Source organism: Pseudomonas knackmussii B13, assembly GCF_000689415.1.
In the GTDB taxonomy this organism is placed as follows: Bacteria; Pseudomonadota; Gammaproteobacteria; order Pseudomonadales; family Pseudomonadaceae; genus Pseudomonas; species Pseudomonas knackmussii.
In genome coordinates, this window is the sequence record NZ_HG322950.1 from 3,041,280 (window position 1) to 3,059,379 (window position 18,100).

The window sequence follows — 18,100 nt, forward strand, 5'->3', positions numbered from 1 at the left end:
CCCTTTCCCCCTGCGAAAAAACAGCCCGGCACGACCGGGCTGTTTCGTCTGCGGCTGTCTCAGCGGTGTCGCAAGCTGCGACAGCCCGGGCTGGGCCGATTCGCCGAGATCGAGCCGAAAGCCCTCTAGATCGGGGACTCGAGGCACTTTTGAAAGGTTGGCATAGCGGTTGCGATAGCTGCCTCGACAACTCAACAAGAGGCACCCGAAATGTCCGCTCTCCTGCCCATCAAGCCCGCCAGCCAGGCCTTCCTCCAGCGCGCGCCGCGCATGCTCATCGGTGCCGAATGGACCAGCGCCGCCGACGGCGCGCTGATGGACCTGCGCAACCCCGCCACCGGCGAAGTGCTCTGCCAGGTTCCCTCCTCCAGCGCCGGCGACGTAGACCGCGCCGTGCGTGCCGCCCGCCAGGCCTTCGACGACTCGCCCTGGAGCCGCGCCAAACCCCGCGACCGGCAGAACCTGCTGTGGAAGCTGGCCGACCTCATGGAGCGCGACGCCGACCTGCTGGCCGAGCTGGAATGCCTGAACAACGGCAAGAGCGCCGCCGTGGCGCGCGTCATGGACGTGCAACTGGGCATCGACTTCCTGCGCTACATGGCCGGCTGGGCGACCAAGATCGAAGGCTCCAGCGTCGACGTCTCCATGCCGCTGATGCCCGGCGAAGAATTCCACGGCTTCATCCGCCGCGAAGCGGTGGGCGTGGTTGGCGCCATCGTCGCCTGGAACTTCCCGCTGCTGCTGGCCTGCTGGAAACTCGGCCCGGCGCTGGCCACCGGCTGCACCGTGGTCCTCAAGCCCGCCGACGAAACCCCGCTGAGTGCGCTGAAGCTCGCCGAGCTGGTGCTCGAAGCCGGCTACCCGGCCGGGGTGTTCAACGTGGTCACCGGCACTGGCGTCAACGCAGGCGCCGCCCTCACCCACCACCCGCTGGTCGACAAGCTCACCTTCACCGGCTCCACCGCCGTGGGCAAGGAAATCGGCAAGGCGGCCATGGACCACATGACCCGCGTGACCCTGGAGCTGGGCGGCAAGTCGCCGACCATCGTCCTCGCCGACGCCGACCTGAACAGCGCCGCCGCCGGCGCCGCCCAGGCGATCTTCTTCAACCAGGGCCAGGTCTGCTGCGCAGGCTCCCGCCTGTACGTGCACCGCAAGCACTTCGACAACGTGGTGGCCGACATCGCCGGCATCGCCAACGGCATGAAGCTCGGCAACGGCCTCGACCCGAGCGTGGACATGGGCCCGCTGATCTCCGCCCGCCAGCAGCAGCGCGTGTTCAACTACATCGAACTGGGCCGCGAGAAAGGCGCCACCATCGCCTGCGGCGGCGAACAGTTCGGCCCCGGCTACTTCGTCAAGCCGACCGTGCTGGTCGACGTCGACCAGAAGAGCGCGGTGGTGCAGGAAGAAATCTTCGGCCCGGTACTGGTCGCGATGCCCTTCGACGACCTCGACGAAGTGGTCCGCATGGCCAACGACAGCCCCTACGGCCTGGGCGCGAGCATCTGGTCCAACGACCTGAGCGCCGTGCACCGCATGATTCCGAAGATCAAGTCCGGCTCGGTCTGGGTGAACTGCCACAGCGCCCTCGACCCGGCCCTGCCCTTCGGCGGCTACAAACTCTCCGGCGTCGGCCGCGAGATGGGCGCCGCGGCCATCGAGCACTACACCGAACTGAAATCGGTGCTGATCCGCCTCTGACCTGCGTGGTCAAAACCCGGCGAGCTCCCCCGGCGCCGGCTCTTCCATCCCCCGAACCGCAGCAGCGGCCGGGGGATTTTTTTGCTCGACCCGTAGGGCGAATAACCCTACGGGTTATCCGCCACCGATCCCGCGCGGGCTACCCATCAGAAACGGAAATAAGCCGAAGCCGTGGTCTGATCGACATCGAGATCGCCGACCTTCAGCGTCTCCTGCTCCAGGCGCAGCCCGAAGCCACCGATCACGTCCACCTCGGCCCCGAAGCCGTAGAGGGCATCCATGTCCTCGTTCTCGCCGGTAGAGTCGTCATCGTCGCTACGCCACGCATGCACACCGGCAATGCCATACACGCGCACGCGCTGCCCAATCGGGAAGCCCAGGTGCGCATTGACCTGCGCAGACTGCCCGCTGAACTTCTTGTTGCCATCACGCAGCTCGCCAAAGTCCACCACCGCGCCCTCGAAGGACAGGTAGTCGTTCAGGCGATAACCGGCATACGCCTTGTAGCTCTTGTCGAAGTCGTCGAACTCACGCTCATCGACCTCCGAACGGGTAACACCGCCACCGACATAAAGTCCGCTATCGGCCAAAGCCAGAGCCGAACCGGACAGCAGAACAACAGTGGAAACCACTTTCGCCAAACGCATAGAAACCCCATTCATTCGAAATCCCTGGAGCGACAAGAGCGGTCGCTCCGCAAAAACGGCATGGCCAGGTTTGCGGACATTTCTTCCATCGAAGAAACGCGAAAACCCGACATTCCGATGTCGTTTTCGGGCTGCGGAAGTTGCGTTCCGGCCCCATGAAATCGACGCGGGGGATTAAGAAGGGCGGGCGCTGACGCGGGCATCGTAGATGCTCGAAACAAGGAACTGGTTCGGACGATTTCGACGCACCCGAACGGCGACTGGTCAGTAAGGCATTACCGCCATTTGGATTTTGTGCTTGGGGTGAGCTCGCTCGAGTGGTTCGAGTTGGAGGCACTAGCAACTCATGCTTACTTCGACTTTCTGCTTTCGACCCAGGCTGTGTGAAAACAGCGAAGGGCTTGCGCCAGAATCGCATTTGGAATTGGGCCCCGAAAGTACATGCGACTATCTCGACCACCGGTTGTTAACCGCTGCCAGAGTCTTCTGAGGCGATCTACGGCAGTTTGCGGTGGAGAGACGCAGGAAAATGGCCGGCCTCAGGCGCGCAGTACCTCAATGACACCGCTGACGCCCAAAATGCTCAGCAGCCGTTTGAGGTTGTAGGCAAGCACATGCAAGCTCATTTCCGTGCTGACTCGAGGCAGCGTCTTGGTCAGAAAGTGCGTCGCGCCCATCCAATGTTTGAGCGTGCCAAACGGATGCTCTACGGTCTGTCGACGCACACTCATCATCTCCGGTTGGCGATCCAGCCGCTGCTGCATGGCCTCCAGGATTGCTTCGTGTTTCCAGCGCTTGAGTCGGCGGTAATTGCTGGTGGTGCAGTTGCTACGTATTGAGCAGCCCGGACAGTCAGAGCTCCAGTAAGCATCCAACTCGAGGCCATCTTCCACCGTCGAGAAGCGCTTGATCGCACGATGGCCAGCAGGACATTGGTACTCGTCATCAGCGGCTATGTAGATGAAGTCCTGTTTACCGAAGCGCCCTTCAGCTTTGCTGCTGGAAGTCATCGGCTTGGGCACGAAGGGCGTGATGCCCGCCTGCTCGCACGCGAGGATTTCCACTCCGCTGAAGTAGCCTCGATCGGCAACGACGCTGAGGCTTTCAGAACCGGTGGCTTCGCGAGCCTGCTCGGCCATCGTGGCAAGCGCCGCACGGTCATGGCCGACATTGGTGACTTCGTGCGCAACGATCAGGTGATGCTGGGTATCGACCGCCGTCTGCACGTTGTAGCCGACTACGCCGGTGCCTTTACCGCTGGTGGCCATGGAGCGAGCATCCGGATCGGTGAGCGAGACTTGTCCATCTGGTGCTTCGCGTAGCTGCTGCTCCATCTCCTTGAGCGCCTGCATCTGCTGGCGGAGCTTCTCGATTTTGTCCTGGAGGCGGCTGACCTTGGCTTCGGCGACATCGGATTGCGTCCGGTCGGCGGTATCCATCGCCGCCAGATAGCGCTCGATGCTTTTTTCGATCTGCTCCATGCGGGCGCGCAGCTTGCCGTGAGTGAAGTTGCGATCACGGTTGTTGACCGCTTTGAACTTGCTGCCGTCGATGGCCACCAGCGACTGGGAGAACAAGTCGAGTTGGCGACACAGCACGACGAACTGCCGGCAGACATTGCGAATGGCTTTGCCGTTGTCGCGTCGGAAGTCGGCAATGGTTTTGAAGTCTGGTGCCAGCCGCCCGGTCAGCCACATGAGTTCGAGATTGCGCTGGCATTCGCGCTCCAGGCGACGGCTGGACTGGATGCGGTTGAGGTAACCGTAGATGTAAACCTTCAACAGTACAGCGGGGTGATAGGACGGTCGCCCAGTTACGGCAGGAGTGGCCCCATCGAACTCCAGGGCCACCAGATCGAGTTGCTCGACGAAGGCTTCGACTACGCGGATCGGATTGTCTTCGGCGACGAAGTCATCCAGGCATTCGGGAAGTAAGCTGACCTGTGCCCGGCTCACCTCTTCGATGAATCGCTTCATACGCCGCCCCCGCTGAGGTTGCTCCAGCAACTCTAGGCGAGGACGACGTTTTCACACAGCCTAGACCCAAAGCAGACGTTAGGGAAGGCAATCCGATCACCGCATTTTTCTCGCGTAACCCTAAAGCCTGATTCGGATGCAAGGAGATCAATGAACGGACACTCAAAACGATGCACCTTATGGGAAACGCGACTTCCTTCATTGACTTTCTTGGTTGCATTCTCTTGTCGTAATCTCTCAAATGGACAACACGAGCAACACTTCATGGAAACGACCAATGTACGACTTACCCGCAGAACTCAACATAGATGACATCATTGGATCGGAAATCAACCAGATAGGTATTGGCAGGTACGACGTTCAATTCCACTTTGACTCTGGACGATACATCTGTTGCCAGAGCCCTGTCGTGGTAATGAAGGATGATGAGCTGATGTCCTCTTGGAGTGAGGAGTGTGGATGGACGACAACTGCGTTTTCTATTCTGCTCAAATCTCCGGTTGCCAGCTATTGCGTAGAGCCGCGCCAACTGACCATACGTTTGAGTAGTGGTGTTTCCCTATGTCTGCAAGCTACATCTGATCAATACGAATGTATTCAGATTTATCCTGAGGGGTACATTTTCTAAGTTCACAGCTGTGCGCCCACCGTGGGATAAAACTGAGGCGGTCTAAATTACGGATGCGATCTGTCAGTCTTCGGAGCTGTGGGATGTCCGCTCTTGGCCGATTGCAGTCGTTGATAAGTCACGCTCTTAGCCGCTAAAGATTCAATCGCGACCAACACGGCAATGCGCGCTCTGGCTCAGAGCTGTCGTGGTTGACCCAACCCGCCCAAGTCCCTACCCTCTCGCCCGGCGCCTAAGAAACGCCTTAACCAGAGCGGTCCCCCGCACCCGTAAGTGGCGGTATATCCCATCAAGGAATTGGATATGCCCGTTAACTTCCTGCCTGTCTTCGAAGGCATTTCAAATATCGTCCGCGCTTCCGCTTCCACTCTGGAGGCGTCTCATGTCTGACGAAATCCTCATCCCCACCGTCTTCACCCGCCACAAGCGCCAACTCCGCGCGTTGCTACTGGAAGACCAATGCTGGTTCTCCGCCCACGACCTTGGCCGATTGATGGGTATGCCGCAGCTGGAAGAGCGCGTGCCGCGCAATCTGGATGACGACCAACAGCGCTGGGCCTGGCTGCGGGCCAGTCATGGCGACTATGAGGACGAGCTGCTGCTCAGCGAGTCCGGCGTGTATGCCGTGCTGATCCACTACTACCACCCGGAGAATCGCTGCATTCGCCAGTGGATCACCCAGCATGTGGTGCCTTGTCTGCGCGATGCGCTGCGGCATGACGACCGTCAGCCGCGCCGTGAAACGCTGCATGGGCCGACGCAGGCGTTGACGGTGTTGCATTGGCAGGGGTTGCTTTGGGTGCCTTATCGGCAGTGGCCGGAGTTGCCTGCGCAAACCATGGCGTAGCCGGTAGCCACGGTGAAACGGCGTACAACCGCGAACGGTTGTACGCCCTACGTCAGCCATGGCACCCGTAGGATGGCGTTGAGCTTGCGAAACCCATCGATCACGTGGTCGATCCCGAATGGCGCGGGTGGGAGTGGCGTTTTTGGGTGACTTCGGTGTGAGGGTGGCGTGTCTTGCAGCATGGGTTTCGCTGCGCTCAACACCATCCTACGGCTCACCCGGAGAATCGCTGTATTCGTCAGTGGATCACCCAGCATGTGGTTCCCTTATTGCGCGATGCGCTGCGGCATGACGACCGGCAGCCGCGTCGTGAAACGCTGCATGGGCCGACTCAGGCGTTGACGGTGTTGCGTTGGCAGGGGTTGCTTTGGGTGCCTTATCGACAATGGCCGGAGTTGCCCGGGCCAAGCACCGCCTGAGCGCAACGGCGGCGCACACAAGGCACCCGTAGGGCGAATAACCCTACGGGTTATCCGCCGCCCCGCCCAACCGTGCGCTTGCCGGCGAACTCGGCCAAACGGCGCATAACCGCCTCGCGGTTATGCGCCCTACGAACCCTGCCGTAGGAGCGGATCTTATCCGCGAAAATCCCGGCGCCGATGCAACCTTGTAGGAGCGCGCCATGCGCGCGATTCGCGGGCATGGCCCGCTTGTATGGCGTTAGGGTAGGAACCTGTCGGGGTGTGGAGGGACAAGATCCGCTTCTGCAAGCCAGACGGTAGGAGACTTCCCCCACCCACCCGCTCACGACAAGCGCCGATAAGGAATCCATCGGATTGAGTAGCCGCTCAAACCGACAATACCGGCAAGCCTGCGCCAATGTGAGCTCCCGACAGGTTGGACCATCTTCACTGTCGGAGAACCCCATGACAAGCCAAGTTCCGGTTATCGGTATCGATGTCGCCAAGGAGTCGCTGAGCCTCTGCGATACACGCTCGGGCGAGGTATTCGAACTGGCCAATGACGTCCGCACTATCAAGGCCTGGCTGAAAACCCTCCCTCCCTGCTGCGCCATCGCGATCGAAGCGACCAGCACCTATCACATGGATGTTGCGACCCTGGCGCATGCGCGGGGACATCGGATCTACGTCATCAATGGCTTTCGCCTGAGCAACTACCGCAAGGGGATTGGTGGGCGAAACAAGGATGATCGCAGCGATGCCCTGCTGCTGGCCCGTTACCTGACCCACGAACAAGCGCAACTGGAGCCTTGGCAGCCGCCGAGCAAGGCCTACTGCCGCCTGCAGACACTGCTGCATCGGCGTGCTGCACTGGTCCGTAGCGCCATCTCGTTGCGCCAGAGCTTTTCCCAGGATCGCTCCTTGGCCAAGGCGCTAAAGCCTGTTCTCAAGCAAATGGCCACACTGGAGTCACGCCTGGAGAAAGAGATTCAACAGGCGCTGCGAGAGGCTGGCCTAATGGAGCAAAGCAAGCGCTGCCAGGCCATCGAAGGGATCGGACCGCTGACGGCAGCGGCCCTGAACCTGGCATTTCTGCGGGGACGTTTTCGCAATAGCGATGCCTTCATCGCCTTTATCGGATTGGATGTGCGGCTCAAGGAGTCCGGCCGCTATAGCGGCCGACGAAAGCTGACCAAGCAAGGGGACCCTGAAATCCGTCGGCTGCTCCACAACGCGGCCATGGCGGCAGCGCGCACGCAGCGCTGGCAGGCCCTTTACCAAAGCTACCTGGCGCGCGGCCTGAAGAAGATCGAGGCCCTGACTATCCTCGCCCGCAAATTGGCCCGAATTGCCTTTGCCCTGATGCAATCCCAGACCAGCTACCAGCCTCCAAAGCAGGAGCCGTCATTGACATAGAATCTCCTACAGGCGGCATTTCGTGAGCAAGCTCGCACCTGCGAAAAGCCATTGATCCTTGCCGACGAATTACCTTCCTGGCCGCTGAACCTTGTCTCGAAGGCCGCAGTCTGAGGCTCGCCCAACCCTTTGCGCCCCTGGCGTAACCAGCCTTTCGAGCCCTTCATGCGCCCCAAAACCAGCGCCTTCCGTGTGTTGCCGTCCTGCCTGTTCGCCCTGATTTCCCTTTCCCCGCTGGCCCACGCCAGCGGGGAACGCCAATTGGTCGCTTCGATCAACGCCTACCGCGCTCATCCTTCGGGTTGCGGTGCCAGTGCATCGCGTCGCTTGCCGCCGCTTACCTCGCGGGGCGGGCTGGAGTTGCCTATCGACTTCAGCGGCGGCTTGCGCGAGGAGCTTCGCGATGCCGGTTACATGGCGCGGGAGGTGCGCAGCATCCGCCTGGCCGGTGCCGAGGATGCCGGGCAGGCCTTCGATATGCTGCGTGATCGCTATTGCACGGCGCTGCTCGCGCCGCAGTACACCGACGTCGGCGTGACCCGCGAGGACGACGAGTGGCGCCTGGTGCTGGCCAGTTCCGGCGCCGGTGGCAGCGGCAAGCTCGAAGACCCGCGCTCGGCGGCCAAGGCGCTGCTGGCGCAGGTCAACGCCGCCCGTTCGCATTCGCGGATGTGCGGTTCGCGGCGTTTCAGCGCTGCCCGGCCGCTGAACTGGAACAACGCGCTGGGCTCGGCGGCCCAGGCGCACAGCCGCGACATGGCAAGCGAGAACTACTTCGATCATCGCGCCCCGGATGGCGACATGCCCGACGACCGCGCCCGCGCCGCCGGTTACCGCGGCCGCAAGATCGGCGAGAACATCGCCGCCGGCCAAGGCACGGTGAACCAGGCGATGGCCGGCTGGCTGGCCAGCCCCGGGCACTGCGCCAACCTGATGAACCCGATGTTCACCCAGGTCGGCGCGGCCTACGCCAGCAACGCGCGAAGCGACGAAGGCATCTACTGGACCATGGTCTTCGGCGCGCCTTAAGGCCCCAGCAGTTCCGGCGCGTACAGGCTGATGCGCGCCTTCACCAATGCGCCGCCGTGGCGGGTCAGCACGGTCATCTCCTCCGCCGACAGCTTCGCCAGGTTGGTGCCGATCACCGAGGCGAAGGCGGCATCGCCCGGCTGCGCTTCGCCGATTCGGCTGTCGATGGAGAACCACATCGGCTTGGGCCCCTTGCCCGCCAGGTAGCGGTGCTGCAGGCGGTCGAATTCCAGGCCGCGGATCTGCTCCATCATGATGTCCAGCCCCTCCTTGAGGACGATGGCGCCGGACTCGGTCGGCCGGTTGTCGATGGCGAAGGGCTTGCCGCCGTCACTGACGATCACGTAGTCCAGCGCGTTGCGGTCGCGCAGCACCGGGTTCACGCCCATGTTGTCGTAGACCCCGCCGTCGCTGAGCGTCACGTACTCGGTGGTCGCCGCCGGGGCGTAGACGTTCGCATCCAGGCGCAGCGGCGGGAACACCGGCGGAAACGCCGAGGACGCCGCCACCGCCTGGCTGATCGGAAAACCATCCGCCATCACCACGCCCATCTCGTGCTCACCCATCTCGGTCGGCTTGCCGCCGCCGGCGACGAAGAAGAACAGGTTGCCGGTGGCCAGGTTGGTGGCATTGAGATAGATGCGTGGCCCGCCGCTGAGCGCCGAGAGCTTCTGCTTGCCGTACAGGTGCGTGTCGTAGGACTCGGCCAGCTTGAGGATGCGCGAGGAGAACGGATCGAGAACGCCGCCGAGCACCGAGGACACCGCGATGGATTTGGTGCTCAGGAACTGCGCCAGCAGGTCCAGCTTGTCCGCCCTGCCCCAGTTCAGCGCGACGGTCGCGCCGGCAATGCTGCCACCGCTCACGCAGCTCAGCAGATCGAGCTTGTCGAGCAGGCCGAGCGCCTGCAGTTGCTGCATCACCCCGAGGTGAAAAGCGGCGGCGCGATAACCGCCGCCCGACAGCGCGAGACCGATGCGTTTTTCCACTCCCTTGACTTGGATCGACATGTTCCTGGCCCTCCCGATGATGGCCCCTGGATGGCACCGGAAGTCCTGGCAAGCACCGGCAGGATGTCCGGCGTTACCCCGGTGAAACACGTGTAGACCTTACGTCGCAATTCTAGGCGGAGTTTTTGACACCCCCGGTGCGCGGGCCTTCACTGCGCCTGAGAGCAGTCATGACAACCCTTCGCCGGGCGCTTTCGCGCCGGCGAAAAGCCAGCGTGCATGGCCGGTCAGGCAAGGAGGCAGCGCATGGCGAAGTCGGACTATGCGCCACCGGCGATGCGCCGCCTGCGCGTCTATGCCTTCGATCCGCAAGCCGCCACGCTGATCGAGACCGCCCAGATAAGCCACGCCACCATCGAGATCCCCTGGGAGCCGCGCTGGGACGACCCGGTGCTGCCGGGGCCGACCAACGAGTACCTCGAGGTGGTCGACATCGACCCTTCCAGCGGGCAGTTCTACCCGCCGCTGGACCTCGACGATCCCCACGTGCTCGCCCAGGATGGCCTGTCGCCTTCCGAGGGCGATCCGCGCTTCCACCAGCAGATGGTCTTCGCGGTCGCCATGAAGACCATCAAGGTGTTCGAGCGTGCCCTCGGCCGCCGGGTGTTCTGGGCCGAACGCCAGCTGGAGGACGGCAGCTACGAGGAGGTGCGCAAGCTGCGCATCTACCCCCACGCGCTGCGCGAGGCCAACGCCTACTACGACCCGCAGAAGAAGGCGCTGCTGTTCGGCTACTTCAAGGCCTCGCTGACCGACCCGGGGGTGAACCTGCCCGGCGGCTGGGTGTTCACCGCGCTGTCCCACGACATCATCGCCCACGAGACCACCCACGCCATCCTCGACGGCCTGCACCGCCGCTACAGCGAGCCGACCAGCGTGGACAGCCTGGCCTTCCACGAGGCGTTCGCCGACATAGTCGCGCTGCTGATGCACTTCACCCTGCCCGAGGCGGTGTCCAGCCAGCTCGCCGCCCAGCACGGCAACCTCGCCGAGCGCACCTGGCTCAGCGGCCTGGCCCGCCAGTTCGGCGAAGCCACCGGGCGCTACGCGGCGTTGCGCGATGCCATCGACGACAAGGGCAGCGACGGCCAGCCCGACCCGATGCGCCTGGCACGCCTGAGCGAACCTCACGAGCGCGGCGCCGTGCTGGTGGCTGCGGTGTTCGACGCCTTCGTCACCGTCTACCAGAAACGCACCGCCGACCTCTTCCGCCTGGCGCGCATCGAGACCACGCAGACGGCCTTGCCGGTCGAGCTGGTCGAACGTCTGACCGGCGAGGCGGTGAAGGCCGCCGACCACGTGCTGCGCATGTGCATCCGCGCGCTCGACTACCTGCCGCCGGTGGACGTGCACTTCGGCGAATTCCTCCGCGCGATAGTCACTGCCGACAACGACCTGATACCCAACGACCCGCTGAACTACCGCCTGGCGATGATCCAGGCCTTCCGCCGGCGCGGCATCCTGCCGGACAAGTGCCTGTCGCTGGCGCCGGACAGCCTCTTGTGGGAGACACCGTCGGGCAAGCTCGGCGAGCTGCGCCTGCCGGTGTCCGCCGGCGAAGACAGCAAGGGCGCGAAGCTCGACCTGACGCCGCAGTACCGGCGCCCGGAAAGCTACCAGCAGGCCAAGGAGAACCGCCGGCAGATCTGGCACTGGCTGCTCAAGTGCAAGGGCGAGCGCGTCGAGTGGGAACAGGCGCTGGGCGTGTTCCTGGTGTCGTCCAGCGCGCGCAAGGTCCTCGGCACCCTGTTCCCCAATTCGGCCGGCGCCGCTCCGGCGGTGGAAGTCCACTCGGTGCGCTCGTCGCGGCGTTCCGGGCCTGACGGCCAGGACCTGCGCCAGCTGATCGTCGAGGTCACCCAGCGCCGCGAAGGCTACTTCGACGCCTCGCAGCAGCGCCTGCGCGATGGCGGGCCGTTGGCGCACCGCGAGGGCGGCGACTTCACCTTCCGTGGCGGCGCCACCCTGATCATCGACCTGCGCGACGGCGCGCTGCGCTACATCGTGCGCAAGAGCATCGACGACGACGACCGCCTGGAGGCTCAGCGGCGCTTCCTGCAGGTCGGCAGCGCGTCGCTGGCGCTGACCTATCGCGGTATCCGGCGTGGCGACAATCCCTTCGCCATGACCCACCGGGGAGTCTGATGCCATGCGCGAACCGGCTTGCGGCAACATCGCGGTGCGCATGTACCGCGGCATCCTCGGCGACTGCTTCCTGCTGCGCCACGGCGAGGATGGCCAGACCCGCCACATCCTCATCGACTGCGGCGTGCTGCAGGGCGTGCAAGGCGCGCGCGAGCGCATGAAGGCGATAGTCGAGGACATCCACGCCCTCACCCAGGGCGAGCTCGACCTGGTGGTAGTCACCCACGAACACCACGATCACCTCTCCGGTTTCAGCTACGAGAAGGCGCGCTTCTTCGGCCAGGACTTCGACATCCACGAACTCTGGCTGGCCTGGACCGAAGACCCCAACGACGCGCTGGCGGTGTCCCTGCACCAGCGCTTCAGCAAGAGCAAGGCGGCGCTTAACAAGGTCGTGCAGCTCACCGCGCTGGCCAATGACCCGCGCATCGGCACCCTGCGCGGCCTGGCGGCGTTCGTCGAACCGCTGCCGGCAGACGGCTCGCGCAAGACCACCATCGACCTGCTCAAGGACAAGGCCGGCGCCAGCGCCACGCGCTACCTGAAGCCGGGCGACGTGCTGCATCCGGAGCGCTTGCCGAGCCTCAAGACGATGGTGCTCGGTCCGCCCCGCGACGAGCAGCGCCTGCGCAAGGACGCCCCGGCGAAAGGTGCGGGACGGGAGGTCTACCTCACCGACGGCGAGGAAGCCTTCGCCATCGAGGACCGCGCCCGCCGCGAGCTGGGCGAAGAGCCGCTGATCAGCGAGCTGCCCTTCGCGCGGCCCTACCAGCGCCTGCTCGACGATGCGCGCAAGGTCGCGGCGAGCGCGGACGGCGGCGGCGTCGAACAGCTCTATTTCGCGGAGGCCAATGACTGGCGGCGCATCGAGGCCGAGTGGCTGGACGGCGCCGAGGCCATGGGCCTGAAAATGGACTCCGACACCAACAACACCAGCCTGGTACTGGCCTTCGAATTGGCCGACCACCAGGTGCTGCTGTTCCCCGGTGACGCCCAGGTCGGCAACTGGCTGTCCTGGGGCGACCAGACCTACCCGCCGCAAGCGAGCGCGGAGCAACCGACGCCAGCGACCCGCGATGACATCCTCGCCCGCGTCAGCCTGTACAAGGTCGGCCACCACGGCAGCCACAACGCCACCCTGCGCGAATTCGGCCTGGAGAAAATGACCTCGCCGCGCCTGGTGGCGATGCTCCCGCTGGTGGAAGCGGTGGCGCAGCAGAACGAATGGCAGATGCCCTACCCCGACCTGTTCCAGGCCCTGCAGCAGCGCACCGAGGGGCGCATCGTCAGCGGCGACGGCGACCCGGCGAAGGAAAAGGCCGCTTTCACGGCACAGCCCAGCGATGAACGCTATCCGGCGCAGGTCGAGCATGACCCGGGCGGGCTCTGGGTCGAATTGAGCATTCCCTACGAGAAGTGCCGGCACTAGAGGATCGTGCGCAGACGCACGCGAGGAGACGAGCAAATGGAAATCGAGGCAATGATTTCGGCGGTACAGACGGCCCTGGGCATCGACGTGGACGGGCGTGCGGGTCCGCAGACCTGGGGCGCGATCTACACCAAGATCGTCGGCCCGCTGCCGGCCGAGGCCGAGGAAGCCAACATCTCGGCGGTGGACCCGCGCAGCGAAACGCTGATCGCCACCCTGCTGCCGGAGGTGCGCCCCTACGCCCGCGCGCTGGTGCAGAAGGCCACGGCCGCCGGCATTCGCATCAAGGTCATCAGCGCCCTGCGCACCTACGCCGAACAGGACCAGCTCTACGCCCAGGGGCGCACCGCGCCCGGCACGGTCGTCACCAACGCCAAGGCCGGCCAGTCCAACCACAACTTCGGCATCGCCTTCGACGTCGGCGTGTTCGAGGGCAACAAGTACCTGGGCGACTCGCCCAAGTACAAGGCGGTGGGCGCGCTCGGCATCGAACTCGGCCTGGAATGGGGCGGCAACTGGAAGAGCATCGTCGACCAGCCCCACTTCCAGCTGCGCCCGACCTGGGCGGCGGAGATAAGCGAAAGGGACATGCTGGCCGAACTGCGTAAGCGCAAGGCCGATGGGCGCGCGGTGTACGCCTGAGCGAAGGCCGGCAACCCGGACAGGGATGTCGCCAAGCAGGCCCGCCAGCGACTGGCGGGCAGGAGGCGAACATGGACTACCAAGGCAAGGGTGTTCCGCTGGACGACAGCGGCATGGATCAGGTGTGCGCGGCCCTGGGCGTGGCCGACGCGGAGGTCTGGGCGGTGCTGACGGTGGAGACGCGCGGCTTCGGCTTCCTCACCGACCGGCGACCGCAGATCCTCTTCGAGCGGCACGTCTTCCACCGCCTGACCAAGGGCAAGTTCGACGCGGGCAACGCGGACATCAGCAACGTCACTCCCGGCGGCTACATCGGCGGCGCCGGCGAGTACGACCGGCTAGCCAAGGCAATTGCGCTGGACAAGGCGAACGCGCTGCAGAGCGCTTCATGGGGCATCGGCCAGGTGATGGGCTTCAACTTCAAGACCGCCGGCTACGCCTCCACCGACAAGTTCGTCGCCGGCATGGTCAAGGACGAGAACAGCCAGCTGCTGGCCATGGCCAATTTCATCAAGGAAAACGGCCTGGCCGCCGCCCACGCCAAGTACCAGGTGCTGCTGCCTGACCTGCAACTGCGCACCGCCCAGGCGGCGCTGAAGTACCTCGGCTTCAACCCCGGGCCGATCGATGGGATTCGCGGCCGCCAGACCACTTCCGCGCTGATCGGTTTCCAGCACGGCGAGGGGCTGCCGGAGAGCGGGCTGCTCGACCAGGACACCTTCGCCCGCTTGCAGGCGAAGGCGTTTCCCTAGCGGACTGGCCCGGGCGCTTGCGCCTCAGAAGTTGTACGACATGCCGACGCTGACGCTGCCCAGGCGGGTGTCATAGAAGTTGATGTTGCTGTTCTCTTCGCCGTAGTTGACTGCCGCGCGGGTGCTCCAGTCCTTCAGGCCGAAGGGTTCCAGGTAGGTCGCCGAGAGCGACACGCCGTAGCGGTCGACGTTCTGCTTCTGGTCGTAGATCGGGTTGGTGTGATCGCTCTTCAGGTGCCCGCCGAAGGCGTCGGCGCCGAACTGCCAGCCCTGCAGGCCAAGGTAGCTGTAGCCGAGGTCGGCCTGGTAGCCGTCCATTTTCATGGCGTTACCGTCCAGGTCGCGGTCGATGTAGCTCAGGGTCGGGGTCAGGACGTTGTCCTTGTCGATCTGCCAGCGGTAGCTGACGTCGAGCTTCTTGTCCTTGCCGTTACGGTCGAGCAGGTCCTGCTGGTCCTGGCTCAGGCCGAGGGCGGTGCCGCTGCGCTCGTGGTTGAGGTCGATCTTGCGCTGGGTGTAGGTGACGTCGAAGTCGGACTGGAAGATGTTTTCCCAGCCCAGGCGGAAGCCGTTGCTGGTGCGGTCGGTGGTCTTGCGGTCGGCGCCGGACACGTACGGGTCCTTCCAGACCTCCTGGGGCGTGGAGCCGAGCAGGCTGAAGCGCAGGTTGCCGGGGTCGCCGATGCCCTGGCGCAGGCCCAGGTCGATGACGCTGTCCTCGTTGATGAAGTCTTCCATCGCGGTGCCGGCGAAGAACTGCGTGCGGCTGCCGGCCAGGGTGTAGGACAGGCCGAAGGCCGGGACGACCTTGGTGTAGCTCTTGCTGTCGGGGCTTCCGCCGAGCGAGTCGATGTTCTTGTCCGACACGTGGGTGCCGGTGACAGTTGCGATCTGGTTGGTCTTCATCTGGTCGCTGGTGACACCCAGCGAGACGTTGCCGCTCAGGCCGTCCTGCTGGGGAATCTGGTCGTAGGCCTGGGCGCTGAGGGCGATGGCGCCTCCCAGCGGGATGAACAAGAGATGGCGCATGCTGTCCGGCTCCTTGCGGTCGTGAAGGTGGGGCGAAGCTGCGCCGCGAAGCTGAAGACACTATTAAGGGCGGCACGAACGCACCTGGGAGCTGACGGATTGCAGACTCCGCGCGTCCGGCGCGCACGTGGCGCCATGACTGGATACGAGCTCACCCAGGCAGAAGGGTTGGCGCAGAGCCTCCCCGCTTGTGGCGGAGGTCACTTTCCAGACATGCGGACGATTTTTTGTATACAAACCGGTAGCCAAACACGGATGTTCGTGTCTACAGTGCGTGCACAAAAACAAAAGCGAGTCCTCCAGCCATGAATGATCGTTCAGCTGTAGCGTCCGCCGGCGCACGTCCGGAAGACGAGAATCTCGGAATAGGCGCCAACCTGGCGTATGGCCTGCAACACGTCCTGACCATGTACGGCGGGATAGTCGCGGTGCCGCTGATCCTCGGCCAGGCGGCCGGGCTCTCCCCCGGCGAGATCGGCATGCTGATCGCCGCCTCGCTGTTCGCCGGCGGCCTCGCCACCCTGTTGCAAACCCTCGGTATCCCCTTCTTCGGCTGCCAGTTGCCGCTGGTGCAGGGCGTGTCCTTCTCCGGCGTCGCCACCATGATCGCCATCCTCGGCGGCGGCTATGCCGGCGGTGGCATCCCGGCGGTGCTCGGCGCGGTGATGTGCGCCGCGGCCATCGGCCTGCTGATCACCCCGGTGTTCTCGCGCGTCACCCAGTTCTTCCCGCCGCTGGTCACCGGCACCGTCATCACCACCATCGGCCTGACGCTGATCCCGGTCGCGGCGCGCTGGGCCATGGGCGGCAACTCCCAGTCCCCCGAGTTCGGCAGCACCGCGAACATCGGCCTGGCGGCCGTCACCCTGCTCATCGTGCTGACCCTGAGCAAGCTGGGCAGCGCCTCGATCTCGCGCCTGTCGATCCTGCTGTCGATGATCATCGGCACCCTGATCGCCGTCGCCCTGGGCATGACCGACTTCTCCAAGGTCAGCGAAGGCCCGATGGTCGCCCTGCCCTCGATCTTCCATTTCGGCGCGCCGACCTTCCATGCCGCCGCCATCATCTCGATGTGCATCGTGATCCTGGTGACCCTGGTGGAAACCTCGGCGGACATCCTCGCGGTCGGCGAGATCATCGGCACCAAGGTCGACTCCAAGCGCCTGGGCAACGGCCTGCGCGCGGACATGTTGTCGAGCCTGATCGCGCCGGTGTTCGGCTCCTTCACCCAGAGCGCCTTCGCGCAGAACGTCGGCCTGGTCGCCGTGACCGGCGTGAAGAGCCGCTACGTGGTGGCGACCGGCGGGCTGATCCTGGTCACCCTCGGCCTGCTGCCGGTGATCGGCCGGGTGGTCGCCGCGGTGCCGCCGTCGGTGCTCGGCGGCGCCGGCCTGGTGCTGTTCGGCACGGTGGCGGCGAGTGGCATCCGCACGCTGTCGAAGGTCGACTACCGCAACAACATGAACCTGATCATCGTCGCCACCTCGATCGGCTTCGGCATGCTGCCGATCGCCGCGCCGAGCTTCTACGAGCACTTCCCCAGCTGGGTTTCGACCATCTTCCACTCGGGCATCAGCTCGGCGGCGATCATGGCCATCCTGCTCAACCTGGTGTTCAACCACTTCACCGCCGGCAATTCCGACCAGCAGTCGGTGTTCGTCGCCGCCAGCGACCGCACCCTGCGCTACCAGGACATCGCTGGACTGAACGATGGCGACTACTTCCTCAAGGGCAAGCTGTACGACAAGGACGGCAACGAAGTGCCGGTGCTCGGTGACGAGCACGACCATCCGGCGCCACAGCCTCGTCACCCCGGCCCCGGCGCGCTGCGCCAGACCAGCGACAGCAGCGCCTAGCAGAGGTTTCTGAAGGAAATCTGAAGCATGTCTTCAGGATCATTCAGACTGCATTAAGCGCGACGTCCTACAGTCGAGCCTTCAGTTTCCGGAGGCTCGGCTCATGAAAGCACCCCTGATCACCCTCGCCGTGGCCGGCGCCATTGCCGGCCCCGCCTTCGCCCAGGCCGGCGAAGTCACCCTCAGCACCACGCTGAAGGACTACAGCGGCCGCAAGGCGTACCTCGCCATCTACCTCACCGATGCCCAGGGTCACTACCAGAAGACCCTCTATGTGGCCGGCAAGAAACCCAAGTACTACCGCCACCTCACCGACTGGGCCCACGGCAGCGGTCTGCGCCCGGCCGAGTTCGACGGCCTGAGCGGCGCCAGCGTGGGTGCCGGCGACAACCTGACCGTCAGTGCGCAGATCGCCGACAACCTGATCGACGCCGGCTACGAGATCCGCATCGACAGCGCGGTGGAAGACCAGCAGGAAAACCGCGCCGAGGTGAAGGTGCCGCTGACCCGCGCCGGCGCTGGCAAGGCAGTGGCCGGCAGCGGCTACGTCAGCAGCTTCAGCTACAAGCTCTGAGACCTCGGAGGTCAC

14 protein-coding genes are annotated in these 18,100 nt (G+C 64.4%); 10 read left to right on the forward strand and 4 right to left on the reverse strand.

The features are described 5' to 3' along the window. Nucleotides 1-210: 210 nt before the first annotated feature. Nucleotides 211-1,704: an aldehyde dehydrogenase family protein gene (locus PKB_RS14335; RefSeq protein ID WP_043252751.1), complete on the forward strand. Its 1,494-nt coding sequence runs from the start codon at nucleotides 211-213 to the stop codon at nucleotides 1,702-1,704. Nucleotides 1,705-1,850: 146 nt separating this feature from the next. Here the strand turns inward: PKB_RS14335 and PKB_RS14340 are convergent, their stop codons facing one another. Both PKB_RS14340 and PKB_RS14345 read right to left on the reverse strand, forming a co-directional pair. Further along, nucleotides 1,851-2,366, reverse strand: a complete 516-nt coding sequence (locus tag PKB_RS14340; RefSeq protein ID WP_242411234.1) for an outer membrane beta-barrel protein — start codon at nucleotides 2,364-2,366, stop codon at nucleotides 1,851-1,853. A 524-nt stretch (nucleotides 2,367-2,890) separates the two neighbouring features. After that, a complete protein-coding gene (locus tag PKB_RS14345) occupies nucleotides 2,891-4,327 on the reverse strand; it encodes an IS1182 family transposase (protein WP_043251757.1) in 1,437 nt (478 codons plus the stop codon). A gap of 1,010 nt (nucleotides 4,328-5,337) precedes the next feature. Between PKB_RS14345 and PKB_RS14355 the strand changes: the two genes are divergently transcribed. The 3 genes from PKB_RS14355 to PKB_RS14365 all read left to right on the forward strand — a co-directional run bounded on the left by PKB_RS14355 (nucleotide 5,338) and on the right by PKB_RS14365 (nucleotide 8,648). After that, nucleotides 5,338-5,802, forward strand: coding sequence for a BRO-N domain-containing protein (locus PKB_RS14355; protein ID WP_043252758.1), 465 nt, complete (start codon nucleotides 5,338-5,340; stop codon nucleotides 5,800-5,802). An 866-nt stretch (nucleotides 5,803-6,668) separates the two neighbouring features. Next, complete coding sequence (locus tag PKB_RS14360) at nucleotides 6,669-7,619, forward strand: IS110 family transposase (RefSeq protein ID WP_043248478.1); 951 nt, start codon at nucleotides 6,669-6,671, stop codon at nucleotides 7,617-7,619. 165 nt (nucleotides 7,620-7,784) lie between these two features. After that, a complete protein-coding gene (locus PKB_RS14365) occupies nucleotides 7,785-8,648 on the forward strand; it encodes a CAP domain-containing protein (RefSeq protein WP_043252760.1) in 864 nt (287 codons plus the stop codon). Here the strand turns inward: PKB_RS14365 and PKB_RS14370 are convergent. Beyond that, nucleotides 8,645-9,658, reverse strand: coding sequence for a patatin-like phospholipase family protein (locus PKB_RS14370; RefSeq protein ID WP_043252762.1), 1,014 nt, complete (start codon nucleotides 9,656-9,658; stop codon nucleotides 8,645-8,647). The genes PKB_RS14365 and PKB_RS14370 overlap by 4 nt on opposite strands. A 246-nt stretch (nucleotides 9,659-9,904) precedes the next feature. On the opposite strand from PKB_RS14370, the gene PKB_RS14375 reads away from it, so the two are divergent. The 4 genes from PKB_RS14375 to PKB_RS14390 all read left to right on the forward strand — a co-directional run bounded on the left by PKB_RS14375 (nucleotide 9,905) and on the right by PKB_RS14390 (nucleotide 14,626). Then, nucleotides 9,905-11,803, forward strand: coding sequence for a hypothetical protein (locus PKB_RS14375; RefSeq protein ID WP_043252765.1), 1,899 nt, complete (start codon nucleotides 9,905-9,907; stop codon nucleotides 11,801-11,803). A 4-nt stretch (nucleotides 11,804-11,807) separates the two neighbouring features. Next, the gene (locus tag PKB_RS14380) at nucleotides 11,808-13,232 is read left to right on the forward strand and encodes an MBL fold metallo-hydrolase (RefSeq protein ID WP_052355288.1); all 1,425 of its coding nucleotides are present in this window, start codon (nucleotides 11,808-11,810) and stop codon (nucleotides 13,230-13,232) included. A 36-nt stretch (nucleotides 13,233-13,268) separates the two neighbouring features. Beyond that, nucleotides 13,269-13,874: a M15 family metallopeptidase gene (locus PKB_RS14385; protein ID WP_043252767.1), complete on the forward strand. Its 606-nt coding sequence runs from the start codon at nucleotides 13,269-13,271 to the stop codon at nucleotides 13,872-13,874. 71 nt (nucleotides 13,875-13,945) lie between these two features. Continuing rightward, nucleotides 13,946-14,626 carry an N-acetylmuramidase domain-containing protein gene (locus PKB_RS14390; RefSeq protein ID WP_043252769.1) on the forward strand — a complete coding sequence of 227 codons (681 nt, stop codon included), beginning with the start codon at nucleotides 13,946-13,948 and terminating at the stop codon, nucleotides 14,624-14,626. Nucleotides 14,627-14,650: 24 nt separating this feature from the next. Here PKB_RS14390 and PKB_RS14395 read toward each other — a convergent pair whose 3' ends face one another. Continuing rightward, nucleotides 14,651-15,655, reverse strand: coding sequence for a DUF2860 family protein (locus tag PKB_RS14395; RefSeq protein WP_043252770.1), 1,005 nt, complete (start codon nucleotides 15,653-15,655; stop codon nucleotides 14,651-14,653). A gap of 305 nt (nucleotides 15,656-15,960) precedes the next feature. On the opposite strand from PKB_RS14395, the gene PKB_RS14400 reads away from it, so the two are divergent. Continuing rightward, a complete protein-coding gene (locus PKB_RS14400) occupies nucleotides 15,961-17,511 on the forward strand; it encodes a nucleobase:cation symporter-2 family protein (protein ID WP_084166644.1) in 1,551 nt (516 codons plus the stop codon). A 103-nt stretch (nucleotides 17,512-17,614) separates the two neighbouring features. Continuing rightward, nucleotides 17,615-18,085 carry a DUF2271 domain-containing protein gene (locus PKB_RS14405; RefSeq protein ID WP_043252771.1) on the forward strand — a complete coding sequence of 157 codons (471 nt, stop codon included), beginning with the start codon at nucleotides 17,615-17,617 and terminating at the stop codon, nucleotides 18,083-18,085. The last annotated feature ends 15 nt before the right edge of the window (nucleotides 18,086-18,100 follow it).